We start from the raw sequence: 26,455 nt of genomic DNA, 5'->3' as shown, positions 1-26,455 counted from the left end.
GCCGGCGCGCCACCCTACAGCGCGCCCCAAGTTGTAGGGTGGCCGCGGCGCGCCGCGGGACGGTGAGCGAAGCGAACCCCACCGATCACTTCTGTTCGCTCGCGAGCTGCATGCGTCGGCGCAACTTCGCCGCCTCCTCCACCGCCCCCGCCTTCTCCGCCCGCATCGCCTGCGCCCCCAGCCACGCCATCACGCTGCGCCGCCAGCCTTGATCCGACGCGGTGTCCACGGCCACCTGCAGCACCTCCGGATCCGCCTTCTCGGTGCGCAGCAACACGCCCGCCGCGACCAGCCGCGGCAGCGGCTCCTTGACGCCTTTCAGGGCCGCCGCCCCGCCCTGCCCACCCGCGATGCCGCGGTACTGCTCCGGCAGCAGCCTGGCCTGCTCCGGTGTCGCCGTGCCAGCCAGGAAGTCCGCATACGCCCGCTCCGCCTCCGGCGCGTCCTGCCGCAGCCGCTCGAAGCCCGTGCAAGGCGCGAAGTCCAGGCTCGCCACCTGCACCGCGCAGCGCGTGAGCTCCGCGCGGGCCACCAGCCCCGGCTGCGCCGTGCTGGCCACCTCGCTGCGAAAGCGCGTGAACTCGGACGTCGCGACGCGATCGTTTCCCGAGAGGTAGGCGCGCTCGTAGCGGTCCTGCGCGCCGTCGGCGTTCACCAGCCAGTCGGGCTGGCGCGGCTTGTTGCCGCAGGCCGCGAGCAAGGCGACCAGGACAAGGGACAGGAGGATCCTCATGGCAACTCGATCTTTCGCTCCTTGGCGAAAGGCCACTTCCGGTTCAGGTCGTTGATCAGGTCCTCGATCTTGCGCAGGTTGGCCTCCACGTCGCCGCGCAGGCTGCCGAGGTCCTCGGTCGCCTTGTTCACGTTGCCGGCGATGCCCTGCGCCTCCTTCAGCACGGCGTCCACGCGCTGCAGGCTGCCGCGCGCATCGGACAGCAACGCATTCATCTGCCGCACGCTCGCCTGCGCGTCATTGGCGATGCCGTTCGGGCCGAACACGCGCGCGTCCGCGTTGGACACCAGCCGGTCGCCGTTCGCCGCCAGCCGCTGGATCTGCGCCATCGCCGCATTCGCCCGCTCCACCGCGTCCACGAGCTTGCGCGCGTCCTGCTCGTTACCGAAGATCGCGTGCAGCGCCCCTTGCCGGCTCTGCAGCTTGCTCGTGAACACCTGCAGGTTCGCCAGGGAGCGGTTCAGTTCCGAATTCGCGGCGGTGAGCTGGTTCAGGTTGTCGAGCACGTCCTTGGTCGCGCCGATCACGCGGCCCACCTCCTCGTTGAAGTCGCCCCGCAGCACGGGGCGCTCCGCGCCGTCCGGCAGGGGCGGGTCGGTGAGGATGCCGCTGTAGGCGCGCAGCTGCGTCGCGCCGATGATCGGCTTGATCAGCGTGAACACGCTGGAGGTACGCAGCCACTTCGCCTCCTTCTGCAGCACGTCGATCTCGATCTGCACGTTGCCCTTCTCGCCGAGCGACACGCGCTTGACCGTGCCGATCGGGAAGCCGGAGAAGGTGAGGTCCATGCCCGCCACCACGCCTTCCGCGTTGTCGGTGACGAGCACCAGGTGCTGCTTGGGGTCGAAGAAGCCGCGCGCCCGCAGCAGGAACAGGGCCGAGGCGATGATCAGGCCGACGGTGAACGCGAGCAGCAGCGTGGCCTTCAGCTCCAGGTTGCGCACCGGCACGTGCTTGGCGGTGGGCTCGGATTTCTGGACCGGCGTCTCCGGCTGCGGCGGGGCGCTGGGGCTGGGCGGGGGCGTGCGCGGGGGGTCCTGGGCCATGGTCAGATGTAGTTGCCCACCAGCGAGAGCGCTTCCATCACCAGCAGCACGCCGAACATGCGCACGAGGCCCTGCAGCGCCGCGCTCTCGCGCGACCCGTCGTCCTCGATGTTGTTCAGGCCCGAAGCCATGGGGATCACGGACACGGCGATGGCGAAGAGCAAGGTCTTGAGCGAGAAGATGAAGGTGAAGAGCGGGTCGAACACGCGGCCGGCCATGTGGCTGTACGCCTGCGTCCCCGCCATGGTGAAGCCGTAGACGGCGAGGTAGGCGAGGATACCGGCGACCACGCAGCTGAGGGCGGCGAGCGTGATGCACGCGAAGATGCCGGCCATCATGCGCGGCAGCACCTCCACGGCGATCGGGTCCAGGCGCTGCCGGCGCAGCGTGCGGAAGTGGCCGATGCGCCGCATCTCCACCAGCGCGGCGCCACTGGGGATCGTGGTGCGCAACGCGACGAAAAGCGCGGCGGTCAGCGGGATCAATTCCACCACCAGCACCCGGATCACCATTTCCAGCGCATATTGCGACAGGCCGTAGCTGGCCGCGGTGACGACCACGATGCGCGTGATGATCACCGTGAACAGGGCGATCAGCACCGTGAACCAGCCGAGAATGGGCGCCGTGTCCACGTACATGTGGCGGGCAAGGTTGTAGCGGGTCTGCGGGCCGTAGCTGCGCGGCGAGAGCGCGCGCACGACCATCACCGAACCGAAGAAGGTGATGCGCGCCCAGGCCGCAGCCCAGCGCACGGGCGCCAGGCTGGTGTGGCCCACGGTGCGGTACCAGGTCGACCAGTGCATGGGCGCGATGGTAAACGTGCGGCTGGGGCACCCTCGTAAGGCACGGCCTACAGCCGAGCCTGCCCGGCCATGGACAGGCACAGGAAAGGAGCGGCGATGAGCGGATTCGATTGCGACCTCTTCGTGGTCGGCGGCGGCAGCGGCGGCGTGCGGGCCGCCCGCATGGCCGCGCAGCGGGGCGCCCGCGTCGTGCTGGCCGAGGCGGCCGCCCTCGGCGGCACCTGTGTGAACGTGGGCTGCATCCCGAAGAAGCTCTATAGCCATGCCGCCGAATATGCGGACCATTTCCGCGATGCCGCCGGGTTCGGCTGGGACCTCGCGCCCGCGCGCCTGGACTGGGAACGCCTGAAGAAGAACCGGGCACACGAGATCGCCCGGCTCAACGGCGTCTACGAACACCTGCTGCGCAGCGCCGGCGTGGACCTGGTGCGCGGCTGGGCGACCCTGTGCGACGCCCACACCGTGCAGGTGGCGCACGCCGACGGCGCGCGTCGCTGGCGCGCGCGGCACATCCTCGTTGCCACCGGGGGCACGCCCTCGGTCCCGCACTTCCCCGGCCGCGAGCATGTGCTCACATCGGACCAGATGTTCGACCTCGCGCCCTTCCCGCGACGGCTGGTCGTCGTCGGTGGCGGCTACATCGCCTGCGAGTTCGCATCCATCTTCCAGGGGCTCGGGGCGCAGGTGACCCAGTCGTACCGGGGCGAGCAGATCCTGCGCGGCTTCGACGACGAGGTGCGGACCTTCCTCGCGCAGGAGATGGTGAAGCACGGCGTCGACCTGCGCCTGCGCAGCGACGTCGAGGCGGTGGAGCGGCAGGGCGACGCCCTCGCCGTGCGCTTCGCCGGCGGCGAGGTGCTGGAGGCGGACGCGGTGCTCTATGCGACCGGCCGCATCCCGAACGTCGCGGGGCTCGGGCTGGAAGCCGCCGGCCTGCGCACCTCGCCCCACGGCGCGATCGTGGTGGACGAGCGCTTCCGCACGCAGGTGCCGTCGATCCTGGCGGTGGGCGACGTGATCGCGCGCGTGCAGCTCACGCCCGTGGCCCTGGCCGAAGCCATGGTGGTGGTCGACCAGTTGTTCGGGACCGGCGAGCGCTCCCTGGGCTACGAGCTCGTGCCGACCGCCGTCTTCACGCATCCCACGGTGGGCACGGTGGGCCTCACCGAGCAGCAGGCGCGCGAACGCCACGGCGACGTCCGCATCTTCCGCACCGACTTCCGCGCGCTGCGGCACACCTTGAGCGGCAACCCGGAACGCACGCTGATGAAGCTCGTGGTCGACGCGGCCACCGACCGCGTCGTGGGCCTGCACATGGTGGGCGCCGAGGCCGGCGAGGTCGTGCAGGGCTTCGCGGTCGCCATGCAGGCCGGTGCCACCAAGGCGGTCTTCGATCGCACCATCGGGATCCATCCCACGGCGGCCGAAGAATTCGTGACCATGCGGGAACCGGTCGTCGCGAAGTTCCCCGGACCCTGATGCAGGCCACGTGACAACTTCACGCGAAAGGGCCGGCTCGGGAAAACTCCCAGGACCTTTACACGCCCTTAGCGTGCTTTTGCCGTGGCTCAAGCGTTCAATACCTCACCATGAACGCTCTGCAATCGAGAACCGGCGTGGGGGGCTGCCGCCGGATCAGCCACGGACTGGCAGCCCTGGCACTTGCATGGGGCTCAGGGGCGCTGGCGCAGGACGTCGTGTCCGTGCCCGCCGCCCACTTGCACCACGCGGAGGGCTCGGTGGCGTACGCGCCGCAGGGCGACAAGGAGTGGCATGACGTCCAGCCGCGCCGGCTCCTGAAGCGGGGCGACCGCCTCTGGATCGACCGCGGCTCGCGCGCCGAAGTGCAGGCAGGCGGCCATGCCGTGCGGCTCAATGGCGAGACGCAGATGGTGCTGGAGAACGTGGGCGACACCGCGACCCAGCTAAGCCTCACGCAGGGCACCATTGCCGCAACGGTCACCCAGCTGAATCCGGGCGACAGCTTCGAGGTCGGCACGCCCAACCTCGCGTTCCGCGCGCGGCAGGCCGGCGACTACCGCATCGACGTGGACCCCAAGCAGGGCCTCACCCGCATCGTGGTGCTCTCCGGCTCGGGCGTCGTGTACGGCGAGAAGGGCGAGGCGCTGGAAGTGAAGAACGGCCAGCGCGTGAGCTTCAAGTCGCGCGACCTTTCGCGCGTGCCGCAGTCCGCGTTCGCGGCCACCGACGATTTCGACAAGTGGACCGGCGCGCGCCGGCGCGGCGAGCCCACCGTGAGCATGCCCAACGTGGCGCAGGCGGCCCCCGCGGCCCCCGCGGTGCCTGCCTTCATCAACAAGGGCAAGGACATCGTGATCACCGGGCCCGCGTCCTCGCTCCCCGGTGCCAGGCCCGCCGCCGCGGCGCAAGCGCCGGTGCAGGCCGCGAAGGCCGCGGCCACGCCCGCGCCGCTGCCGCCGGCCGTGCCCCTGCCGCCCGTCGCCAAGGCGCAGACCCTGCCGAACGTGACGGTGCTGCCCACGGCACCCGCGGCGGTGCCGCTGCGCGTGGGTGCCCCCGGCACCGCCGTCGCGTCCGCCCTGCCCTCGGCCTCCCTGAAGGCGGAAGCCGAAGCCCGCGCGCGGGCCCAGGCCGAAGCGGCCGCGCAAGCCGCGCGCGAGCAGGCCGAACGCGAGCGCGTCGCGCAGCAGCGCGAGGACGAGCGCCGCGCCGCCGCAGCGCGCGCGGAAGCCGAACACCGCGCCGCCGCCCTCGCGGAAGCAAAGCGCGTCGAAAACGAGAAGCGTGCGGCCGCCGCCGAGGCGAAGCGGATCGACAACGACAAGCGCGCCACCGCGGAGGCGAAGCGCGCGGAGAACGAAAAGCGCGCCGCCGCGGCCGAAGCGAGGAAGGCCGAAGCCCGGCGCATCGAGAGCGAGCGCCGCGTCGCCGCCGACAACCGGCGCGCCGAGGATCGCCGGCGCGCCCACGCCGCCGCGAAGCGCGCGGACGACGAGCGCCGCGCCGCCGCACAGGCGAAGAAGGAGCAGGAAACGAAGCGCGTCGCCGCCGCCAGGCGCGCGGAGGAAGAACGCCGCGCCGCCGCGAAGAAGGCCGAAGAGGAAAAGCGCCTGGCCGCCGTCCGCAGGGCCGAAGCGGAGAAGATCGCCGAGGCGCGCAAGCAGCAGCTCGCCCGCCTGCAGGAGCAGGCCCGTCGCGAGGAACAGGGCGCGCAGGCGCGCCGCGAGCAGGCCGCGCGCCGCGCGGAAGAGGAAAGGCGGGAGGAACAGGCCCGTCGCGAGGAGCAGGCGCGCCGGGAAGAAGTGGCGCGCCGCGAGGAGGACTTCCGGCGCCAGCGGGCCCTGGCGGACCAGGCGCGGCGCGAACAGGAACGACGGGACCAGGAAGTGTGGCTGCGGCAGCAGCAGTACTACCAGCCGCAGCCGGTGCGGCCGGCACCCATGGGCGTGCCGGCCCGCAGGGTCAGTTGACGCGGCCGCGCGTGTAGGTGCGCGTCACGGGCGCCGGCTTCTCTTCTTCCGGCGGCAGGTAGATCGTGGTGCGGTCGATCTTGGCGTCGAAGGCGGCGATCTCGGCGCTCGCGCAGCGGATCACGGCGCGGTCCAGGGGATGGCAGGTGCGCTGGCTCAGTTTGGTCAGGGATTCCGACTGGTCGATGTGGGCACGGACCTGGGCGGGATCGACCATCAGGGCGAAGGGATTGGCGGCCAACGCTGTCGTCATTTTCTTGGACTCCTTGATTGATTTGCGCCTGTCAGCGACGCTGTTCTGGATGACGCAGACTGTCGGCCCTGGGCGCAAGAGGATGGGTCAGAGGACTGCGTTACACCTTGTAGGACGCAGGCGCACCGCCGGCCGGGTTGGGGGACGGTGGAACGGGAGTTGCACAATAGGCACATGCCCTTCATGCCGCCCTTCATCGCACCCACCTTCCACCACGATGCCGAGAGCGCCCTGGACCAGGTGCGAGCGATCTACGCGCAGCAGATCAACCACCTGCGCGAGGCGATGCAGCGCTTCGTGGCCGGCGAGCAGATGCCGGCGCGCGTGCGGGCCTGCTACCCCTACGTGCGCATCCACACCGACAGCGTGGTGCCGCAGGCCGCACTGGAGAACTCGGGCCTCTCGTACGGCTTCGTCGCGAGCACCGGCCGCTACGAGACGACGCTGACGCGACCCGACCTGTACGGGCCGTACTACCTGCAGCAGTTCCGGCTCCTGCTCCAGAACCACGGCGTGCCGCTGGAGATCGGCACGAGCCACGAGCCGATGCCGATCCACTTCTCCTTCGCGGAGCATGACCACATCGAAGGCAACATGCCGCCGCAGCGCCGCGCGCTGATGCGCGACCTGTTCGACCTGCCGGACCTCGGCACCATGGACGACGGCATCGCCAACGGCACGGTGCGCTTCGACGCCGGCCAGCCGGTGCCGCTGTCGCTGTTCACCGCCTCGCGCGTCGACTACTCGCTGCACCGCCTGCGCCACTACACCGGCACGGTGCCCGAATGGTTCCAGAATTTCGTGCTGTTCACGAACTACCAGTTCTACATCGACGAATTCGTGAAGCTCGGTCACGAGGAGATGAACCGCCCGGACAGCGAGTACATCGCCTTCGTCGAGCCGGGCAACGTGGTCACGCGCCGCGTGGGCCTGCCGCGCGAGGCGATGGACAGCCTGGGCGCGCCGCCGCCGCGGCTGCCGCAGATGCCGGCGTACCACCTGATCCGCCCGGGGCACGGCGGCATCACCATGGTGAACATCGGCGTGGGCCCGTCGAACGCGAAGAACATCACCGACCACGTCGCCGTGCTGCGGCCGCACGCCTGGCTGATGCTCGGGCACTGCGCGGGCCTGCGCAACAGCCAGCAGCTGGGCGACTACGTGCTGGCCCACGCGTACGTGCGCGAGGACCACGTGCTCGACGAGGAACTGCCCTTGTGGGTCCCCATCCCCGCGCTGGCCGAGATCCAGGTGGCGCTGGAGCAGGCGGTGGCGGACGTCACGCAATGCCAGGGCGCGGACCTCAAGCGCATCATGCGCACGGGCACCGTGGCGAGCACGGACAACCGCAACTGGGAGCTGCTGCCCGGCAACGAGCCGCAGCGCCGCTTCTCGCAAAGCCGCGCCGTCGCCCTCGACATGGAGAGCGCCACGATCGCGGCCAACGGTTTCCGCTTCCGCGTGCCCTACGGCACGCTGCTGTGCGTGAGCGACAAGCCGCTGCACGGCGAGATCAAGCTGCCGGGCATGGCGAACCACTTCTACCGCGAGCGCGTGGACCAGCACCTGCGCATCGGCATGCGCGCGATCGAGATCCTGCGTTCACAAGGTCCGCAGCGGCTGCACAGCCGCAAGCTGCGCAGCTTCGACGAAGTGGCGTTCCAGTAAGGGGACGTTCTACAGCGCGCGCGTGGGTGCGAACGCGTCGTTCTGCGGCGCCGGTTCGGCCCGCTGCTTGCCGGACGCAGGGGCGTTGCGGCTCGACTTCGCCGCGCGGCTGCGCGTGCGGCCGCGGAAGGGCGTCGCGCGCCCGAGCAGCAGCAGGACCGCCACGCCCGCGACCATGCCGATCGCGACCGCGTAGCCCGCGGCGACGTAGTACTCCTCGATCTGGTGGCTGAGGAGGTAGAGCGCCGACAGGGCCGACACCGACATCGCCAGCGCCGCCACCGCGAACGCGAGGAAGTCGCCGAGCACCACTTTCTGGCCGCAGCGGGCGCACGCCGAAATGTCTTTCAGGTACAGCTTGCGGACGTCGAGCATCCGGTGGCAGTGGGGGCAGCGGTAATCCATGGCGGACGGTCTCGGGGGAGAAAGCGGAACCCTAACGCTCCTGCGCGGTGCGTGCAATCACCCGCGCGGGAGAACGCCACGCACGGCCGAGCAAAAACTCACAGCGCGGCTTCCGTCTCGATCAGCGTACCCATGGCTTCGCCCAGGCGGACGGGCCGCGTCGGTGCCCAGTCGGGCGTGAACGTCAGCACGTTCTGCGGAAAGAGCAGGATCACCGTCGAGCCGAGCAGGAAGCGGCCCATCTCGGCGCCCTTGGCGAGCACGATGTCCTGGTCGTCGTAGCGCCACTCGCGCGGCTCGCGCGTGCGCGGCGGGTTGATGACGCCGTGCCACACGGTCGCCATGCTGCCGACGATGGTCGCGCCCACGAGCACCATCACCAGCGGGCCGTGCGGGCATTCGAACTCGCACACGACGCGCTCGTTGCGCGCGAACAGGCTGGGCACGTGGCGCGCCGTCAGCGGGTTCACCGAGAAGAGGTCGCCGGGGATGTAGATCATCCGCTTCAGGCGCCCTTCGCAAGGCATGTGGATGCGGTGGTAGTCGCGCGGCGCGAGGTACAGCGTCGCGAAGTGCCCGTGGTCGAAGCGGTGCGCGAGCTGCTGGTCGCCGCCGACGAGCGCGCGCGTGGAGTAGCTGTGGCCCTTGGCCTGGAACAGCTGGTCGTGCTCGATGGGGCCGAACTGGCTGATCGCGGCGTCCACGGGGCACACGAAAGGCGCCGCGGCGATCGGACGCGCGCCTTCGCGCAGCGGCCGCGTGAAGAAGTCGTTGAAGGTGGCGTAGCTCTCGATGCGCGGGTCCGCCGCCTCGGCCATGTCCACCTTGTAGTGCGCCACGAACTTGCGGATGACCGCCGTGGTGATCCCGCCCAGGCGCGCCCCGGCGAGCTTGCCCGCGAGCACGGTGAGCAGCTTCTTGGGCAGGAGGTACTGCTGCGTGATGGGCAAGGGTGGGAACAAGCGGCGACCTCTTCTTCTGGAAAGGGAAAATTCTAAGGGGGCGGCACGTTGCACTGCGTACACGGACGAGGTCGGACACAATACCCCGCCCATGACCGAGCTGCTCCTCGAAGTTCGCGACCTCACCAAGCGCTATGGCGACACGGCCGTGGTCGACGGGCTTTCCTTCGGCATCGCCGCCGGCGAGTGCCTGGGCGTCATCGGTCCCAACGGGGCGGGCAAGACGACGACGATCCGCATGTGCCTGGGGCTCACCGAGCCGGACAGTGGCGAGATCCGCGCGCTCGGCGGCACCCTGCCGCGGGACGCGCTGGCGATCAAGGCGCAGCTCGGCGTCGTGAGCCAGTTCGACTCGCTGGACCCCGACTTCAGCTGCGCCGAGAACCTGCTGGTCTATGGCCGCTACTTCGGCCTGCCCGAGCAGCGCATCCGCGAACGCATCCCGCAGCTGCTGGAGTTCGCGGCCCTCTCGGCCAAGGCCGAAGCGAAGCCGGTGGAACTGTCTGGCGGCATGCGGCGCCGGCTGTCGCTCGCGCGGGCGCTGGTCAACGACCCGCGCCTGCTGATGCTGGACGAACCCACCACGGGCCTCGATCCGCAGGCGCGCCACCTCATGTGGGAGCGCCTGCAGGTGTTGCTGCAGCAAGGCAAGTCCATCCTGCTCACGACGCACTTCATGGACGAGGCCGAGCGCCTGTGCAACCGCCTGCTGGTGCTCGACCACGGACGCAAGATCGCGGAAGGCAGGCCACGCGACCTCATCGCGGAGCACCTGGAGTCGGATGTCGTGGAGGCGTACGGCAACGGCGCGCTGTCGCTCGCGGAGTCGCCGCTGCGCGCGCTGGCCGGCCGCACGGAGGTGAGCGGCGAGACCGTCTTCTTCTACACGCAGGACGCGCGGCCCCTGCTCGATGCGCTCGGGCGCGAGCATCCGCGCCTGCGCACCTTGCACCGGCCGTCGAACCTGGAGGACCTGTTCCTCAAGCTGACGGGCCGGCAGATCCGCGAGGGGGCTTGAATGAGCGAGCACCTGTCCCACTGGCGCATCCCTGCCCTCTCGCTGCGGTGGTGGCCCGTGTTCCGCCGCAACCTGCTCGTGTGGCGCAAGCTGGCGCTGCCCAGCCTGATCGGCAACATCGCCGAGCCCCTGATCTGGCTGGTGGCCTTCGGCTACGGCATGGGCGCGCTGGTGGGCAGCGTGCGCCTCGCAGGCGCCGAGGTTCCGTACATCCTCTTCCTCGCGAGCGGCTCCATCTGCATGAGCGCGATGAACGCGGCGAGCTTCGAGGCGCTGTATTCCGCCTTCTCCCGCATGCACGTGCAGCGCACCTGGGACGGCATCATGAACGCGCCCGTGAGCCTGGACGACATCGTGCTGGCGGAGATGCTCTGGGCCGCCTACAAGGCGATCTTCACCGTGACCGCCATCCTGCTGGTGATGCTCGCGCTCGGCATCTCGTACAGCCCCAAGCTGCTGGTGGCCTGGGTCGTGCTGGCCGCCGCGGGCGTCACCTTCTCCTGCATCGCCCTGATATTCAACGCGCTGGCGAAGGGCTACGATTTCTTCACCTACTACTTCACCCTGTTCCTCACCCCGATGATGTTCCTCTCCGGCGTGTTCTTCCCGCGCGAGCAGCTGCCGCAGGTGGTGCGCGCCGTCTCGGAGTGGCTGCCGCTCACCAGCGCGGTGGAGCTGGTGCGGCCCATGTTCATGGACCGCTGGCCCGACGACGCGCTGCAGCACCTGCTGGTGCTCGCCGCCTACGCGGTGGCGGCGTTCTGGGCGGCGCTCGCGCTCACGCGCCGCCGCTTCGCCGCCTGAGGAAAGCCCCGCATGGCCGCCCTGCTCCCGCCGGACCTCGTGGCCATGATGGCGCGCGGCGTGTCCGTCATCGTGGGCTCGCGCGACGCGCGCCTGCGCCCCAGCATCATGCGCGCCGTCGGCAGTCGCGTCGAGGCGGGCGGGCAGGACATCACCGTGTATCTCGCCCGGCGGCAGTCGCGGCAACTGGTGCAGGACCTCGCGGCGACGGGGCAGGTCGCCGTCGTCTTCAGCGAGCCCTCCACGCACCGCAGCGTGCAGCTGAAGGCCTCGCGCGTGGACATGCGCCCGGCCGGGCCGGAAGACGAAGCGGTGCTCGCCGCGTACCTCCGCTCCATGGAGCACGAGATCCAGCAGGTCGGCTTCGGCCCGCCGGTGACGCGCGCCATGCTCGCGCACCGGCTCGACGACGTGATCGCCGTGCGCTTCACGCCGGAGCAGGCGTTCGAGCAGACGCCGGGCCCGCGCGCCGGCGCCGCACTCGGAGGCACGCCGTGAGCGCGCCCTGCCTGCAGGACATCCGCGGCTGCTTCGAAGGCATCATCCCGGCCATCGTGGCGACCTGCAGCGCCGACGGCGTGCCCAACGTCGCCTACATCTCGCAGGTGTTCTACGCCGACGAAGCGCACGTGGCGCTGTCCTTCCAGTTCTTCAACAAGACGCGCCAGAACATCCTCGCGAACCCGTACGCGACGGCGCTGGTGATCGACCCCGGCACCGCCCGCTTCTACCGGCTGCGCATCCGCTACCTGCGCACCGAAACGGAAGGCGCCTTGTTCGAAGGCATGCGTGCCCAGCTCGCCGGCATCGCCTCGCACAGCGGCATGCAGGGCGTGTTCCGCCTGCTCGGCTCCGACGTGTATGCGGTGGAGGAAATCGAGGCACTGGAAGGCGAGCCCCTGGCGGCGCCGGCGCCGCGCCCCAACCTGCTCGGCGCCGTGCGGCGTGCGAGCGAGCGCCTGGCGCGCTGCACCAGCCTGGACGAAGCACTCAACGCGGTGCTGGCGAGCGCGAGCGACCACCTGGGCATCCGGCACGCGATGGTGCTGATGCTGGACCCTGCGGCGCAGCGCCTGTACACGGTGGCGAGCTGCGGCTATGCCACCTCGGGCGTGGGCTCCGAGGTCGGCGTAGGCCAGGGCGTGATCGGCATGGCCGCGCGCGAACGCACGCCGGTGCGGATCGGCCACGTCACGAGCGCGGCGCTCTACAGCCAGGCGATGCGCAGCAGCTTCGATGCGAACGTGCCCGACTTCGAGCCGGTCACCGAGATCCCTTACCCCGGCCTGCCGCAGCCGCACAGCCAGCTGGCGGTGCCGATCCAGAGCGGCGGCCGCATGCTGGGCGTGCTGTTCGTCGAGAGCTCGCAGGAGCTGCAATTCAGCTACGAGCACGAGGACGCGCTGGTGGCGATCGCGGGACACCTGGGTGCGACGATCGAGCTGATGCAGGCGGCGACGGAAAGCGTGGAGGCAGCGGCGGCCCCCGCCGCGTCACCCGCTGCCACGCGCCCCTCGGCGCTCGCGCCGCTGGTGGTGCGCCACTTCCCGGCGAACGCGAGCATCTTCTTCGGCGACGACTACGTGATCAAGGGCGTGGCCGGCGCGATCCTGTGGAAGCTGCTGCGCGACCACCAGCAGCTGGGGCGCACCGAATTCAGCAACCGGGAGCTGCGTCTCGACGCGTCCCTGAAGCTGCCGGACGTGAGCGACAACCTCGAGGCGCGCCTGCTGCTGCTGCAGCGGCGGCTGGCGGAGCAGGAAGGCGCGGTGCGGATCGAGAAGACGGGGCGGGGGCGGTTCCGGCTGGTGGTGCAGCGGGGGGTGGAGCTGGTGCAGGTTTGATCCGGCGCCCTTCGGTGGGGTTCGCTTCGCTCACCTTCTGCGGCGTTCGCCGCACCACCCTACTCTGTGCGCACGGCGGCTGTTCGTAGGGTGGCGGCGCGCCAGCGCCGGCAGGTGAGCGCCAGCGAACCCCACCGTTCACCCCAGCGCCTTCGCGAGCTTTTCCCACTCCCGGCTGCTCAAATGCGGCCGCACCGCCGCCAGCACCGCCTCGAACGCCTCCGCCGGTGCCTTCGCCTTCATGTCGGCGCACAGCATCGCCCGTTCCTGCGGGTTCATGAAGGGCACCAGCCAGCGCGCCGTGAGCATCATCTCCTCCGGCGGGATCGAGGCCACCAGGGCATCGTGGATCGCCAGCAGCTCGGCGTCGGTGTAGCGGGCCCACAGCACCGCGTTGTGCGCAGTCTCTTCCACGTGCATGTGCTGGAAATTGCCGGCGACGAAGAGCGACAGCGCGCGGTACAGCGACAGGGCCGCGGCGGGACGCTCGGCCGCGGGGGCGATCTGCAGGTAGGCGACCTGCGCGGACAGGTGCGCGATCTCGCGCTCGTGTTCCTCGTGCTCGTGGCCGATGCGGTCGCTGGCACCCGGCGCGCGCGCCTCGATCGCTGCGTGCACGAAGGCGTTCTCGTGCGCGAGGTGGCTGCCGCAGAAGCCGAGCAGCCGGAGGACGCGCTCGCCGGCCTCGGCGACCTCGCCGTCGTCGGCCGGGTCCATGCGGCCCAGGGCCAGCAGGGTGTCGGCCATGAAGGCGCGCAGCGCCTTGTGGATGCCGGAGTACATGTCGAAGCGCGGCGCCTCGGCGGCGGCAACCTGGGCAAGTTCCTTGGATGTGATCTTCATGTCTTCTTTCGCTGGGGAGACGGCAGGAGCGCCGTGGAAAGAAGTCTAGGAACGCCCCTCGCGAGGCGTTCTGAAGAATCCACTAAGAAAACCTTCAGGAAACCTTAAACGGCCAGCGCCTCGCCGCCGGCGTGAACTGATTCACGGCCGCCGCGCGCTGCCGCCTTGACCAGGTCGGCGGCCTTCTCGCCGATCATGATCACCGGTGCGTTGGTGTTGCCGCCGACGATGCTGGGCATCACGGACGCGTCCACGACACGCAGGCCCGCGATCCCGTGCACGCGCAGCTGCGGGTCGACGACGGCCCCCGCATCGGTGCCCATGCGGCAGGTGCCCACCGGGTGGTAGATGGTGTCGGCGTGGCTGCGGATGAAGGCCTCGATCTGCGCGTCGTCGCGCGCGCCCGCGGAAGCCGCGAGCTCGCGCCCGCGCAGGCCCGCGAGCGCAGGCTGCTCGAGGATGTGCCGCATCACGCGGAAACCGCGCACGAGGCGGCGCACGTCGTCCGCGTCCGCTAGGAAGTGGGGGTCGATGCGCGGCGGCGCCAGCGGGTCCGCGCTGCGCAGCGTGAGCGACCCGCGGCTGCGTGGACGCAGCAGGCACACGTGGCAGGAGTAGCCGTGGCCGAACACCGTCTTGCGACCGTGGTCCACCAGCTTGCCGATCACGAAGTGCAGTTGCAGGTCGGGGATGGCTTCCTCCGGCGAGCTGCGGATGAAGCCGCCCGCTTCGGCGAAGTTGGTGGTCAGCATGCCGCTGCGCTGCCGCCGCCATTCGGCGATGCCTTTCACCACGTTCACGGCGCCGGTGAAGGACAGGCCGAAGAGGTCCGTGAGGTGCGGCGCGTCCCAGACCTGCACCACGTCGACGTGGTCGTGCAGGTTGCGGCCCACGCCGGGCAGGTCGTGCGCCACGGCGATGCCGTGCTCGCGCAGGTGCTCCGCCGGGCCGATGCCGGAGAGCATCAGCAGCTGTGGCGACAGCAGCGCGCCCGCGCTGAGGATCACCTCGCGCCGCGCGCGCAGCTCCTGCGAAGCGCCGACTATGCGGTACGCGACGCCCGTCGCGCGCTTGTCTTCCAGCAGCACGCGCGTGGCATGCGCCCCGGTGACCACGTGCAGGTTGGGCCGCGCACGGTTCGGGGCCAGGTAGGCCTTGGCCGCGCTGAAGCGCTCGCCGTCGCGGTGCGTGACCTGGTACAGGCCCACGCCTTCCTGCTCCGCGCCGTTGAAGTCGTGGTTCTCCGGATAGCCGGCCTGCCTGCCCGCCTCGACGAACACCTTGCTGAAGCGGTTGGGACTGCGCAGGTCCATCACGTTGAGGGGACCGTCGCCGCCGTGGAAGGCGTCGGCGCCGCGCTCGTTGCGCTCGGCCTTGCGGAACCAGGGCAGCAACTCGGCGAAGGACCAGCCCGGGTTGCCGGCGGCCGCCCACGCGTCGTAGTCGCTCGCATGGCCGCGCGCGTAGATCATCGCGTTCACCGAGCTGGAGCCGCCGAGCACCTTGCCGCGCGGCTGGTAGCCCCGCCGGCCGCCCAGGCCCGGCTGCGGCTCCGTCTCGAAGCCCCAGTTGGCCTGCCCGTTCTTCGCCAGCAGTGCCAGGCCGGCGGGGCAGTGGATCAGCACGCTGGTGTCCGGCGGGCCGGCCTCCAGCAGCGCGACCTGCACCGACGGGTCTTCGCTCAGGCGTGCGGCCAGCACGCAGCCGGCGGAGCCGCCGCCGACGATCACGTAATCCACCTGGCTGGGAAGCGCTGTGCTCATCCTGGTCTCCTCCACGGCAGTCTAGGCGCACGCTGGCGCGCCGGGCCGAGTGGCTGCTCTAATCGTGCTCATGGAAAACGCCCTCCCGCCTCCCCCCGAAGGAACGATCACGACCGAGCGGCGCGGCGCGCTGCTGCTGGTGGGCATCAACCGGCCCGCCAAGCGCAACGGCTTCACGCCGCGGATGTTCCGCGAGCTGGCCGAAGCGTACACCTTGCTGGACGAGGATCCCGCGCTGCGCGTCGGCGTGCTGTTCGCGCACGGGGACCACTTCACCGCCGGCCTGGACCTGCCGACCATCGCCCCGGCCATGCAGAAGGGCGAGAAGCTCTGGCCGCACGGGGCCGTGGAACCGCTGGACCTGGGCTCGCCCGGCTACCGGCGCCGCACGAAGCCCATGGTGGTGGCGGTCCAGGGGATCACCTTCACGCTCGGCATCGAGCTGATGCTGGCCGCCGACATCGTGGTGGCCGCGGACGATTGCCGCTTCTCGCAGCTGGAAGTGAAGCGCGGGATCATGGCCACCGGTGGCGCGACCCTGCGCATGGCGGAGCGCGCCGGCCTGGGCAACGCGCTGCTGCACCTGCTGACCGGCGACGAGTTCGGCGCGGCCGAAGCCTTGCGGCTGAACTTCGTGCAGAAGGTCGTCCCGCGCGGCGGCGAACTGCAGGAGGCGATCCGCATCGCCGAAAGCATCGCGGACCAGGCGCCGATGGCCGTCGTCGCGACGCGGCGCAATGCGCTGAAGGCCGTGGAGCGCGGACCGCTGGAAGCCATGGCCGAATTCGTGGCGGTGCAACAGCACCTGGCCCGCAGCGAAGACGCCGCCGAAGGCGTGCGCTCGTTCGTCGAGAAGCGCCAGGCGCGCTTCACCGGGCGCTAGCAAGCAGACCAAAGTCTTCCTTCTCCCGCAGAGCCACCTGCCCTGCACGGTGGCCGCCGGCCCGCGCGATCGCTCCAATCCTACGAGCGGATCGTCCCGCGTCCGTGAACCCGCACGTGGCGCGTCGGTAGATTGGTTTCCCGAGAAGAGAACCGGGAGAAGTCATGGAAGTCCAGGTGCGGGCGCTGTGCGCCGCGGGCGCGCTGTGTCTCGGTGCGCTGCTGGGTGGCTGCGGCGGCGGCGGTGGTGGATCGGGTTCCGCCGGAAGCGCAACGAACGGCTCCACGCCGGCGCCGGCGTCGGCTCCATCGCCCGGGTCGGCGACTGGCGCTGCTCCCGCGCCCGCCGTTCCGGGCGGCAACGCGGCTGCCGGCGTGCCGGGCGGCGTGCCCGACAAGGTGACGATCGCGGACGTGGGCCCGTATCCGGCCAGGCCGTCGACCGGGGGCAGCACGGGCGGCGGCACCAGCGCCGGCGGAGGCACGAGTAGTGGCGGCGGCACCAGCGCAGGTGGCGGCACGGGCACCGGCGGCACCGGCCCCGCCCCGGCGCCCGCCGGTCCCACGACCCTCGTCCTCTACGACGCTCCCGCGGGCGAGTACGAGAAGCTGGGCTTCTCCTACGCGATCATGCTCGGCAACCTGCTCGGGCACTTCGATGCGAAGGTGGACCTCGTGCCCGTGCACCGCTATGCCGCGGGCCAGATGGCGGCGCACGACGCCACCTTCTACCTGGGCGCGGCGTACGACACGCAGCTGCCCACCGCCTTCCTCGCCGATGCGGCGGCGACGACGAAGACGCTCGTCTGGTTCAAGTACAACCTCTGGCGGCTCGCGGACGATCCGGCGTACCAGTTCACCGCGACGCGCGGCATCGCCTTCGACGACCTGCGCGGCATGAACGCGCAGCCCACCGCCGCGGCGCCCAGCCCCGGCTTCTTCGACACCGTCGCCTACAAGGGCAAGGACTTCGTCAAGTACTACGCCTACGACGCGCAGAAGAACGCGATCGACGCGGACCCGGACATCGGCGTCACCGAAGTCGCCGACGCCGCGAAGGCCAGCGTGGTCGTCCCGATCCGCAATTCCAGGACCGGCGAGCAGGCACCGTACGTCGTGCGCTCCGGCCGCTTCTGGTACGTCGCGGACATTCCCTTCAGCTTCATCGGCCCGCGCGACCGCTACCTCGTGCTCGCCGACCTGCTGCACGACATGCTCGGCATCGACCACCCCGAGCAGCACCAGGCCATGGTGCGCCTGGAAGACGTGGGAGCGCCCGTGTCGGTGAGCGCCATGAAGCGGCTGACCGACTTCCTGCAGGGCCGCAACATCCGCTTCTCCATCGCCGTGATCCCGCACCACATGGATCCCAAGGGCTCGGGCAACGACGGCGTGCCGCAGGAGATCCCGCTCGCGCAGGCCACCAACCTGCGCACCGCGCTGGACTACGCCTTGCCCCGCGGCGGCGAGATCGTGATGCACGGCTACACGCATCAGTACGGCGCCGTGAAGAACCCGTGGACCGGCATGAGCGGCGACGACTACGAGTTCTGGGACATCGCGCACAACGCGCCGGTGCCGGAAGACTCCACGGAGTGGGCGCTCGGGCGCTTCACCAAGGGGCTGTGGGAGCTGGGGCAGTTCAACTACGGGCCCGTCGCCTGGGAGACGCCGCACTACATGGCCTCGCCCACCGCTTCGCGCGCGGTGCCGCTGGCGTTCAACACGACGTACCAGCGGGTCGTCTACTTCACCGCGGACAAGCCGGACTTCTCGCCGCATGCGGGCAAGGACTTCTCCGCCGGCCAGATCTTCCCGTACGTGATCCAGCGCGACTACTACGGCCAGAAGGTGCTGCCGGAGAACCTGGGCAACATCGAGTACGACATCCGCCGGATCGACCCCACCTCCTACTTCACCTACTCCTGGCAGGACATCCTCCTGAACGCCCAGTACGCGCTGACGGTGCGCGACGGCTTCGGCTCCTTCTTCTTCCACCCGTTCTGGCTGGAGAAGGACATCGGCACGACGGGCTACCAGGACTTCACGCGGCTCGTCGACGGCATCACCGCGCTGGGCTACACCTGGGTGACGCCGACGACGGTGCGCTGACCGCCAGTGCGGAGGGTGGCAGTGGCCGCCCTCCCCTTCCGCAGTTCAGTTGCGTGCAATTCAATCTTGTACTAGACTTCGCGGCATGCCCTCGCGCAGCCTCTCCGCCGACGAAGCGCTCCTGCTCGACAACCAGGTGTGCTTCGCGCTGTACTCGGCGTCGCTGGCGATGACCAAGCTGTACAAGCCGCTGCTCGACGAGCTGGGCCTCACCTACCCGCAGTATCTCGTGATGCTCGTGCTCTGGGAAGGCGACGGGCTGATGGTGTCCGAACTCGGCCAGCGGCTCAGCCTCGACTCCGGCACGCTCACGCCCTTGCTCAAGCGCCTGGAGGCCGCCGGCCTCGTCAGCCGCATGCGCGCGGTCGAGGACGAGCGCCGCGTGCACATCCACCTCACCGCCGCCGGTCGCCGGCTGAAGCAGCGCGCCGCCAGGGTGCCCGGCTGCGTGCTCGCGGCCAGCCAGTGCTCGCTGCCCGAGTTGCTGCAGCTCACGCGCGACCTGCGCACCCTGCGCGAACGCCTCACGGCCTGATCCTTTCCCCCCACCCCACCACAAGGAAGCAACGATGCCCACCGCTCTCGACAAAGTCCTCTACACCGCCAAGACCCATGCCGTCGGCGGCCGCGAAGGCACCGGCCGCTCGGACGACGGCCGCATCGAGGTGAAGCTGTCCTCCCCCGGCGGCGCCGGCCAGGGCACGAACCCCGAGCAGCTGTTCGGCGTCGGCTACTCCGCGTGCTTCCTCGGCGCGATGAAGGCCGTCGCCCCGAAGGTCGGCGTGCAGGTGCCGAACGACACGGCCATCGACGCGGAAGTGGACCTCGGCCCCACGTCGCTGGGCTACGGCATCGCCGTGCGCCTGAACATCACCGTGCCCGGCATGGAGCGCGCCAAGGCGGAGCAGCTCGTGGCCGAGGCCCACAAGGTCTGCCCGTACTCCAACGCGACCCGCAACAACATCGACGTGCAGATCACGGTGAAGTGAGCTCCTGCGGCGACAATGCCGCATGGAACCAGACGCTCGCCATCCGTACGAGACCCTCACGCCCGACGTGGTGCTGGATGCACTCGCGTCCGTGGGCCTCTTCGGTGACGGGCGTCTGCTCGCCCTGAGCTCCTACGAGAACCGCGTCTACCAGGTCCACCTGGAAGACGCGTTCGAGGGCAGCGCGATCGTCGTCGCCAAGTTCTACCGGCCGGGCCGCTGGAGCGAGGCGCAGGTCCTGGAGGAGCACGCCTTCGCGCAGGAGCTGCTGGCGGCCGAAGTGCCTGCCGTCGCGCCGCTGGCGCCGCAAGGCAGCACGCTGCACCACCACGCCGGCTTCGCCTTCAGCGTGTCGCCGCGCCGCGGCGGCCGCGCGCCGGAGCTCGACGACGGCGAGGTGCTGGAGTGGATCGGCCGCTACCTCGCGCGGCTGCACACCGTCGGCGCCCGTTCGGCCTTCGCCGTGCGCCCCGCGATCGACGTGGCCAGCTTCGGCGAGGAGCCGCGCGACTGGCTGCTCGCCCATCACGCCATTCCGCTGGACGTGCAGGGCGAGTGGCAGCGGGCTTGCGAGAAAGCGCTGGCGCAGGTGCGCTCGGCGTTCGAGACGGCGCGTGCGGACGGCGTGCGCCTGCTGCGGCTGCATGGCGACTGCCATCCCGGCAACATCCTCTGGACACCCGACGCCGGGCCGCACTTCGTGGACCTGGACGACGCGCGCACCGGGCCCGCGGTGCAGGACCTGTGGATGCTGTTGTCCGGAGAGCGCGCGCAGCGCCAGCGCCAGCTGGGCGCGCTGCTCGATGGCTACGAGCAGCTGCGCGACTTCGACCGCAACGAGCTGGCGTTGATCGAGCCGCTGCGCACGCTGCGCCTCATCCACTACAGTGCGTGGCTGGCGCGGCGCTGGGACGATCCCGCCTTCCCGATCGCGTTTCCGTGGTTCGGCACCAGCGACTACTGGCGCGGGCAGCTGCAGATGCTGGAGGAGCAGATGGAGGCGATGGAGGAGCCGGCGCTGGTGGCTTGAAGGAGGCGTGGGGTTGCTGGGGTGCGCTGCGCGCAACCCAGCCTACGGCCCCGATCTACGCCGGCCATGAGCCCGGTATGTAGGCTGGGTTGCGCGCAGCGCACCCCAGCGTTCGCACCGCGTCAGCGCAGCGTGTTCTCCAGCACCCCGATGCCCCCGATCTCGATCTTCACCACATCCCCCCGCCCCAGGTACTTCGGCGGCTTGAACCCGATGCCCACGCCCGCCGGCGTGCCGGTGGCGATCAGGTCGCCGGGGTAGAGGGTGATGCCGGCCGAGATGCACTCGATCAGCGTCGGGATGTCGAAGATGAAATCCTTCGTGTTGGCGTCCTGGCGCAGTTCGCCGTTCACCCAGCACTTCACGTCCGTGTTCTGGCCGTCCATCTCGTCGGCCGAGACGAGCCACGGCCCCATCGGGCAGAAGGTGTCGAAGGACTTGCCCAGCAGCCACTGCGAGTGGCGGCCCTGCCAGTCGCGCGCGGTCACGTCGTTGACGATCGTGTAGCCCCACACGTGCTGCATGGCGTCGGCTTTCCTGATGCCCTTGCCGCCCCGGCCGATCACCACGGTGAGTTCGGCTTCGTAGTCGATCGCGGTGGAGACTTCGGCCGGGTACAGGATGTTGTCGTTCGGCCCGACCACCGACTCCGGCACCTTGGAGAAGATGATGGGGGCGGACGGGATGTCGCCGCCGGACTTGGCGCTGGAGTCGAAGCCGCTGCCGGCGAACTCCTTGGCGTGCGCGTGGTAGTTCTTGCCGACGCAGAAGATGTTGCGGCGCGGACGCGGTACCGGCGCCGTGAGCTGCACCTGCTGCAGCGGGATCGACTGGCCCGTGGGCGGCAGCGCGCGGCCTGCGGCCTGCGCCTCGACGAGCGGCAGGGCGCCGAGGGCGGCCTGCTGGGCGTCGAGCTGGAAGGGTTCGACCTGCTGGCCGTCGGCGGATACGCGGCCGACGCCGGGCTGGCCCTGGTAGCGGTAAGCGGCAATTCTCATGGTGGAAACTCTGTTGCGCGGGGACGGAGGGGTTCCATAGCATGCTAACAAAACAACCCCTAGGAGTTCCCCCGATGATGCGCCGACTTCTCCTGGCCGCGGGCCTTGCCGCCGCGGCCGGCCTCGCCGTTGCGCAGGCCGCCTACCCCAGCAAGCCCGTCACGATGATCGTGCCCTTCCCGCCCGGCGGCCTGGCCGACGTGGTGGGCCGCCCGGTGGCGGAGGCCATGTCGCGCGAGCTCGGCCAGCCGGTGGTGATCGAGAACAAGGGCGGCGCCGGCGGCGGCATCGGCATGGCCCAGGTGGCCAAGGCCGCACCCGACGGGTACACGATCCTGATGGCGCTGTCCTCGTACAGCGTGCTGCCCGAGGCGGACACCATCCTCGGCCGCACGCAGATGTACTCGTACGCCTCCCTGCGCCCCATCGCGCGCATCACCGCCGACCCGACCGTGCTGGCCGTGCGCGCCGACGCGCCCTGGAAGACGGTGAAGGACTTCGTGGACGACGCGCGCAAGCGTCCGGGCGCCATCAACTTCGGCTCGTCGGGCAACTACGGCACGATGCACGTGCCCATGGAGATCCTCAAGCAGGTCGCCAACGTCCGCATGACCCACATCCCGTACACGGGCGCGGGCCCGGCCGTGGTCGCGCTGCTCGGCGGCCAGGTCGACGCGCTGTCCACCGGCCCCGCCACCGTGCTGCAGCACGTCAAGGCCGGCAAGATCCGCGTGCTCGCCCACTGGGGCACCACGAAGCTGGAAACCCTGCCGGACGTGCCTTCGCTGAAGCAGTCCGGCTACGACGCCGAGTACGCGCAGTGGTCCGGCCTGTTCGTGCCGGCCGGCACGCCCGAGCCCGTCGTGCAGCGCCTGCGCGCCGCCGTGAAGGCCGCCGCCGCCGATCCCAAGGTCAACCAGGTGATCCTGAACGCCGGCAGCCCCGTGATGTTCCAGGACACGCCCGACTTCGAGAAGTACGTGCAGAACGACGTGAAGCGCATGGCCGACGTCGTGAAGAAGATCGGCAAGGTCGAATGACGCCAAGGAGGCTTCCATGAAGCGCCACCCGTTCCTGCGCTGCCTCGCCGCCGGCGCCTGCGCCGCGGCCCTGCTGCAGCCCCTCGCGTCGGCAGCGCAGAACTGGCCCGCGCGGCCGGTGAAGATCATCGTGCCCTTCGCGGTGGGCGGCCCCGCGGACGTGTTCGCGCGCTTCCTGGCGCAGCGCCTGCCGGAGTCGCTCGGGCAGGCCTTCGTGGTGGAGAACCGTCCCGGCGCGGGGGCGGTGATCGGCACCGAGATGGTGGCGAAGTCGCCGCCGGACGGCTACACCTTGCTGCTCATGTCGAACACGCACACCGTGAACGAGACGCTGGTGCCGAACAGGCCCTACGACCTCGAACGCGACTTCGTGGCGGTGGCGCCGATCAACTCCTCGGACCTCGTGCTGGTGGCGCATCCCGCCGTGCCCGTGAACAACGTCCGCGACATCCTCAAGCTCGCGAAGGAACGGCCGGGCAAGCTCAACTACGCGTCGTCGGGCACCGGCACCCCGTACCACATGGCCGGCGAGCTCTTCAAGAGCATGTCGGACACGAAGATCGTGCATATCCCGTACAAGGGCAGTTCGGGCGCGCGCACCGACGTGCTGGGCGGCCAGGTCGACATGATGTTCGACGCGGTCACCACCATGACCGAGCAGGTGAAGGCGGGCAAGGTGAAGGCCATCGCCACCACCGGCAAGCAGCGCTCGACCGTGCTCCCCGAGGTGCCGACGGTCGACGAATCGGGGGTGCCCGGTTACGAAGCGACCATCTGGCTCGGGCTGCTGGCGCCCAAGGGCACGCCGCCGGCCGTGGTGCAGCGCCTGAACGAAGCCGTGTCGAAGATCGTGAGCCAGCCCGAGGTGCAGCAGGCCTGGGCGAAGCAAGGTGCCGTGGCCATGGTCATGAACCCGCAGGCCTTCGACAAGTACGTCCGCGACGACGTGGCGAAGTGGGCGAAGGTCATCAAGTCCGCCAACATCAAGGCAGATTGACATGCCCCGCACGCTCCGCATCCTGAGTGGCGGCGCCGCCAGCGGCCTCGTCAGCCGCCTGCAGCCCGCGTTCGAGAAGAAGCACGACTGCAGGATCGAAGGCACGTTCGGCGCCGTCGGTGCGATGAAGGACAAGCTGCTGGCCGGCGCGCCCTGCGACCTTCTGATCCTGTCGCTCGCGCTGATCGAGGACCTCGTGGCGCAGGACCGCGCCGAGGCGGCGACCGTGAAGGCCGTCGGCCAGGTGAAGACCGGCGTCGCGCTGAAGGAGAAGCACCCGCCCGTGGCGGTGGACACGCCGCAGAAGCTGCAGGCGCTGCTGCAGGCCGCTCCCGCGATCTACTTCCCCGATCCGGCCAAGGCCACGGCCGGCATCCACTTCCTGAAGGTCCTGCAGGCGATGGGCCTGGACCACGACAAGGCCAGGCTCAAGACCTACCCGAACGGCGCGACCGCGATGGCGGCGCTGGCGCAGTCGACGGAACCGGAAGCGGTGGGCTGCACGCAGGTGACGGAGATCCTGATCACGCCGGGCGTGCGGCTGAACGGGCTGCTGCCGGAGCCTTACGAGCTGACGACGACGTACACGGCGGCGGTGGCGGTGGGCGCGCAGGAGCCGGAGCTGGCGCGGGCGCTGATCGTGGCGTTGACGGCGGCGGAGGCGGCGGAGACGCGCAAGAGGTGCGGGTTCGAGTGAGGCATGGATCGGTGGGGTTCGCGTTCGCTCACCGTCGGCGGCTGGCGCCGCCCCAGCCTACATTCGCTTTCCTGTAGGGTGGCGGCGCGCCAGCGCCGGCAGGTGAGCGCGAGCGAACCCCACCGTTCCCTACTTACGCGAGCAACGCGTTCACCCGCTTCACATACTCCGCCGGATCCTCCGGCATCCCGCCCTCGGCCAGCAGCGCCTGGTCGAACAGGATGTGCGCCAGGTCGTTGAACGCCGGCGAGCCATCGAGCTTCTGCACCAGCGGATGCGAGGCATTCACCTCCAGCACCGGCTTCACGTCCGGCGCCTTCTGGCCGGCCTGCTTCATGAGCCGCGCGAGCTGCAGGCTCATGCCGCCTTCGGTGACCACCAGGCACGCCGGTGAGTCGACGAGGCGCGTCGTGACGCGCACGTCCTGCGCCTTGTCCTTCAGCGCTTCCTTCAGCTTCGCGAGCACCGGCTTGAACGATTCGGCGGCTTTCTCGGCCGCCTTCTTCTCGCCTTCGTCCTGCAGCTTGCCCAGGTCCACCTGGCCCTTCGCCACGGACTGCAGCGGCGTGCCTTCGAACTCGGTGAGGAAGGACAGCGCCCACTCGTCCACGCGGTCCGTCATGTACAGCACCTCGATGCCCTTCTTGCGGAAGATCTCGAGCTGCGGGCTGTGGGCGGCGGCCGCCTGCGTGTCGCCGGTGATGTAGTAGATGGCCTCCTGGCCTTCCTTCATGCGCGCCTTGTACGCGGCCAGGGACACGCTCGCGGTGTCGCTCTGCGTCGAGGCGAAGCGCAGCAGCTTCGCGATGCGCTCGCGGTTGCCGAAGTCCTCGCCCAGGCCTTCCTTCAGCACCGCGCCGAACTCGGCCCAGAACTTCGCGAACTTCTCCTTGTCCGCCGATTCCGCGTCCTGCTCCGCCTTCGCCAGGTCCTCGATCATCGCCAGCACGCGGCGCGTGTTGCCCTCGCGGATCGCCTTCACGTCGCGGCTTTCCTGCAGCAGCTCGCGGCTCACGTTCAGCGGCAGGTCGGCGGAGTCGACGACGCCCTTCACGAAGCGCAGGTACGCGGGCAGCAGCGCCTCGGCGTCGTCCATGATGAAGACGCGCTTGACGTACAGCTTCACGCCCGCGGCCTTGTCGCGGTTCCACAGGTCGAAGGGCGCGTGCGAGGGGATGAACAGCAGCTGCGTGTACTCGGTGCTGCCTTCCACGCGGTTGTGCGTCCAGGCGAGCGGCTCCTCGTAGTCGTGGCTGATGCTCTTGTAGAACTCCTGGTACTGCTCCGGCGTGATGTCCTTCTTCGCGCGCGTCCAGAGCGCCGTCGCCTGGTTGACCGTCTCCCACTCGTCGCTGAGCACGTGCTCGCCCGGCTTGCCGTCCTCGCCTTCCTTCCACTCCTCCTTGCGCATCAGGATGGGCAGCTGGATGTGGTCGGAGTATTTGGAGATGATCGACTTGATCTTCCAGGTGGACAGGTAGTCCGAAGCGTCTTCGCGCAGGTGCAGCGTGACGCTGGTGCCGCGCTGCGGCCGGGTGATGGTCTCCACCTCGAAATCGCCGGCACCGCCGCTCACCCAGCGCACGCCCTCTTCGGGCTTCAGGCCGGCGCGGCGCGATTCCACCGTGATGCGGTCCGCGACGATGAAGCCGGAATAGAAGCCGACACCGAACTGGCCGATGAGCTGCGCGTCCGCCTTCTGGTCGCCGGACAGGCGCGACATGAACTCGCGCGTGCCGCTCTTGGCGATGGTGCCCAGGTTGTCGATGGCTTCCTGCTGCGACAGGCCGATGCCGTTGTCGGCGATGGTGAGCGTGCGCGCGTCCTTGTCGAAGCTCACGCGCACCTCGAGGTTGGGTGCGTCCTCGTACAGCTCCGGGTGGTGCAGCGCCTCGAAGCGCAGCTTGTCGCAGGCGTCCGAGGCGTTGGAGATCAGCTCCCGCAGGAAGATCTCCTTGTTCGAATAGAGCGAGTGGGTGACGAGGTGCAGCAGCTGCGCAACCTCGGCCTGGAAGGAGAGGGTCTGTTTCTGGCTCATGGCGTGTTGTTCAAATGCAGCGTCCCCGAGCTAGGGCCGGCGTGAAACATTTCAAGGCGGGAGATGCTACTTCAGCCC

At 70.0% G+C, this 26,455-nt stretch carries 25 protein-coding genes; 15 read left to right on the top strand and 10 right to left on the bottom strand.

Annotated elements, in window-relative coordinates; genetic code table 11:
• Positions 1–85: 85 nt before the first annotated feature.
• From H8N03_RS19530 to H8N03_RS19520, 3 genes are read right to left on the bottom strand one after another with little or no spacing between them, the layout of a single operon-like run.
• On the bottom strand, positions 86–733 hold the full coding sequence (locus H8N03_RS19530) for a hypothetical protein (RefSeq protein WP_187077897.1): 648 nt from the start codon (positions 731–733) through the stop codon (positions 86–88).
• Positions 730–1,779: an MlaD family protein gene (locus H8N03_RS19525; RefSeq protein WP_187077896.1), complete on the bottom strand. Its 1,050-nt coding sequence runs from the start codon at positions 1,777–1,779 to the stop codon at positions 730–732. Before H8N03_RS19525 ends, H8N03_RS19530 begins: the two co-directional genes overlap by 4 nt.
• 2 nt (positions 1,780–1,781) lie before the next feature.
• Positions 1,782–2,582 (bottom strand): MlaE family ABC transporter permease, encoded by an 801-nt coding sequence (locus tag H8N03_RS19520; RefSeq protein WP_187077895.1) that lies wholly within the window; start codon positions 2,580–2,582, stop codon positions 1,782–1,784.
• A 96-nt stretch (positions 2,583–2,678) separates the two neighbouring features.
• Here H8N03_RS19520 and gorA point away from each other — a divergent pair, with 96 nt between their 5' ends.
• Positions 2,679–4,061: a glutathione-disulfide reductase gene (gene gorA / locus H8N03_RS19515; RefSeq protein ID WP_187077894.1), complete on the top strand. Its 1,383-nt coding sequence runs from the start codon at positions 2,679–2,681 to the stop codon at positions 4,059–4,061.
• 110 nt (positions 4,062–4,171) lie between these two features.
• On the top strand, positions 4,172–6,034 hold the full coding sequence (locus H8N03_RS19510; protein WP_187077893.1) for a FecR family protein: 1,863 nt from the start codon (positions 4,172–4,174) through the stop codon (positions 6,032–6,034).
• Here the strand turns inward: H8N03_RS19510 and H8N03_RS19505 are convergent.
• The gene (locus H8N03_RS19505) at positions 6,027–6,287 is read right to left on the bottom strand and encodes a hypothetical protein (protein ID WP_187077892.1); all 261 of its coding nucleotides are present in this window, start codon (positions 6,285–6,287) and stop codon (positions 6,027–6,029) included. The two genes, H8N03_RS19510 and H8N03_RS19505, sit on opposite strands and share 8 nt — an antisense overlap.
• Positions 6,288–6,461: 174 nt before the next feature.
• On the opposite strand from H8N03_RS19505, the gene H8N03_RS19500 reads away from it, so the two are divergent.
• Positions 6,462–7,955, top strand: a complete 1,494-nt coding sequence (locus H8N03_RS19500; RefSeq protein WP_187077891.1) for an AMP nucleosidase — start codon at positions 6,462–6,464, stop codon at positions 7,953–7,955.
• 9 nt (positions 7,956–7,964) lie between these two features.
• Here H8N03_RS19500 and H8N03_RS19495 read toward each other — a convergent pair whose 3' ends face one another.
• Together H8N03_RS19495 and asd are read right to left on the bottom strand one after the other, a co-directional pair.
• Complete coding sequence (locus tag H8N03_RS19495; protein WP_187077890.1) at positions 7,965–8,330, bottom strand: hypothetical protein; 366 nt, start codon at positions 8,328–8,330, stop codon at positions 7,965–7,967.
• Between the two features lie 128 nt (positions 8,331–8,458).
• Positions 8,459–9,322: an archaetidylserine decarboxylase gene (gene asd, locus H8N03_RS19490; protein ID WP_255428300.1), complete on the bottom strand. Its 864-nt coding sequence runs from the start codon at positions 9,320–9,322 to the stop codon at positions 8,459–8,461.
• A gap of 91 nt (positions 9,323–9,413) precedes the next feature.
• Here asd and H8N03_RS19485 point away from each other — a divergent pair, with 91 nt between their 5' ends.
• The 4 genes from H8N03_RS19485 to H8N03_RS19470 are packed head-to-tail and all read left to right on the top strand — an operon-like array spanning position 9,414 to position 12,988.
• Positions 9,414–10,340, top strand: coding sequence for an ATP-binding cassette domain-containing protein (locus H8N03_RS19485; protein ID WP_187077888.1), 927 nt, complete (start codon positions 9,414–9,416; stop codon positions 10,338–10,340).
• The gene (locus tag H8N03_RS19480) at positions 10,341–11,144 is read left to right on the top strand and encodes an ABC transporter permease (protein ID WP_187077887.1); all 804 of its coding nucleotides are present in this window, start codon (positions 10,341–10,343) and stop codon (positions 11,142–11,144) included. It begins immediately after the preceding gene.
• Between the two features lie 12 nt (positions 11,145–11,156).
• Positions 11,157–11,642 carry a hypothetical protein gene (locus H8N03_RS19475; RefSeq protein ID WP_187077886.1) on the top strand — a complete coding sequence of 162 codons (486 nt, stop codon included), beginning with the start codon at positions 11,157–11,159 and terminating at the stop codon, positions 11,640–11,642.
• Positions 11,639–12,988: a GAF domain-containing protein gene (locus tag H8N03_RS19470; protein WP_187077885.1), complete on the top strand. Its 1,350-nt coding sequence runs from the start codon at positions 11,639–11,641 to the stop codon at positions 12,986–12,988. Before H8N03_RS19475 ends, H8N03_RS19470 begins: the two co-directional genes overlap by 4 nt.
• A 138-nt stretch (positions 12,989–13,126) precedes the next feature.
• Here the strand turns inward: H8N03_RS19470 and H8N03_RS19465 are convergent, their stop codons facing one another.
• Both H8N03_RS19465 and H8N03_RS19460 read right to left on the bottom strand, forming a co-directional pair.
• Complete coding sequence (locus H8N03_RS19465; protein WP_187077884.1) at positions 13,127–13,831, bottom strand: hemerythrin domain-containing protein; 705 nt, start codon at positions 13,829–13,831, stop codon at positions 13,127–13,129.
• A gap of 104 nt (positions 13,832–13,935) precedes the next feature.
• On the bottom strand, positions 13,936–15,594 hold the full coding sequence (locus H8N03_RS19460) for a GMC family oxidoreductase (protein ID WP_187077883.1): 1,659 nt from the start codon (positions 15,592–15,594) through the stop codon (positions 13,936–13,938).
• A 70-nt stretch (positions 15,595–15,664) separates the two neighbouring features.
• Between H8N03_RS19460 and H8N03_RS19455 the strand changes: the two genes are divergently transcribed.
• The 5 genes from H8N03_RS19455 (at position 15,665) to H8N03_RS19435 (ending at position 20,607) form a co-directional block, all read left to right on the top strand.
• Positions 15,665–16,477, top strand: coding sequence for a crotonase/enoyl-CoA hydratase family protein (locus tag H8N03_RS19455; protein WP_187077882.1), 813 nt, complete (start codon positions 15,665–15,667; stop codon positions 16,475–16,477).
• 164 nt (positions 16,478–16,641) lie between these two features.
• Positions 16,642–18,588, top strand: a complete 1,947-nt coding sequence (locus tag H8N03_RS26550; protein ID WP_290428159.1) for a DUF2334 domain-containing protein — start codon at positions 16,642–16,644, stop codon at positions 18,586–18,588.
• Between the two features lie 85 nt (positions 18,589–18,673).
• Entirely contained in the window at positions 18,674–19,123 is a 450-nt protein-coding gene (locus H8N03_RS19445) for a MarR family winged helix-turn-helix transcriptional regulator (protein WP_187077881.1), read from the top strand.
• A 34-nt stretch (positions 19,124–19,157) separates the two neighbouring features.
• Positions 19,158–19,577: an organic hydroperoxide resistance protein gene (locus H8N03_RS19440; RefSeq protein WP_187077880.1), complete on the top strand. Its 420-nt coding sequence runs from the start codon at positions 19,158–19,160 to the stop codon at positions 19,575–19,577.
• A 22-nt stretch (positions 19,578–19,599) separates the two neighbouring features.
• Positions 19,600–20,607 (top strand): serine/threonine protein kinase, encoded by a 1,008-nt coding sequence (locus H8N03_RS19435; RefSeq protein ID WP_187077879.1) that lies wholly within the window; start codon positions 19,600–19,602, stop codon positions 20,605–20,607.
• Positions 20,608–20,729: 122 nt separating this feature from the next.
• On the opposite strand, the gene H8N03_RS19430 is transcribed toward H8N03_RS19435, so the two are convergent.
• Positions 20,730–21,605: a fumarylacetoacetate hydrolase family protein gene (locus H8N03_RS19430; protein WP_187077878.1), complete on the bottom strand. Its 876-nt coding sequence runs from the start codon at positions 21,603–21,605 to the stop codon at positions 20,730–20,732.
• Positions 21,606–21,679: 74 nt separating this feature from the next.
• Between H8N03_RS19430 and H8N03_RS19425 the strand changes: the two genes are divergently transcribed.
• Genes H8N03_RS19425 through H8N03_RS19415 form a run of 3 tightly spaced genes read left to right on the top strand, consistent with a single transcriptional unit; the run spans position 21,680 to position 24,339 of the window.
• The gene (locus tag H8N03_RS19425; protein ID WP_187077877.1) at positions 21,680–22,645 is read left to right on the top strand and encodes a tripartite tricarboxylate transporter substrate binding protein; all 966 of its coding nucleotides are present in this window, start codon (positions 21,680–21,682) and stop codon (positions 22,643–22,645) included.
• Positions 22,646–22,661: 16 nt separating this feature from the next.
• On the top strand, positions 22,662–23,642 hold the full coding sequence (locus H8N03_RS19420) for a tripartite tricarboxylate transporter substrate binding protein (RefSeq protein ID WP_187077876.1): 981 nt from the start codon (positions 22,662–22,664) through the stop codon (positions 23,640–23,642).
• A gap of 1 nt (position 23,643) precedes the next feature.
• Entirely contained in the window at positions 23,644–24,339 is a 696-nt protein-coding gene (locus H8N03_RS19415; RefSeq protein ID WP_187077875.1) for a molybdate ABC transporter substrate-binding protein, read from the top strand.
• A 133-nt stretch (positions 24,340–24,472) separates the two neighbouring features.
• On the opposite strand, the gene htpG is transcribed toward H8N03_RS19415, so the two are convergent.
• On the bottom strand, positions 24,473–26,377 hold the full coding sequence (htpG, locus tag H8N03_RS19410; protein WP_187077874.1) for a molecular chaperone HtpG: 1,905 nt from the start codon (positions 26,375–26,377) through the stop codon (positions 24,473–24,475).
• Positions 26,378–26,455 lie beyond the last annotated feature (78 nt).

Origin of the sequence: Ramlibacter cellulosilyticus (genome assembly GCF_014297465.1) — a bacterium.
GTDB classification, from domain to species: domain Bacteria; phylum Pseudomonadota; class Gammaproteobacteria; order Burkholderiales; family Burkholderiaceae_C; genus Ramlibacter; species Ramlibacter cellulosilyticus.
Note: the sequence above shows the minus strand (reverse complement) of the source record. Positions and strands in the feature narration are given on the sequence as shown.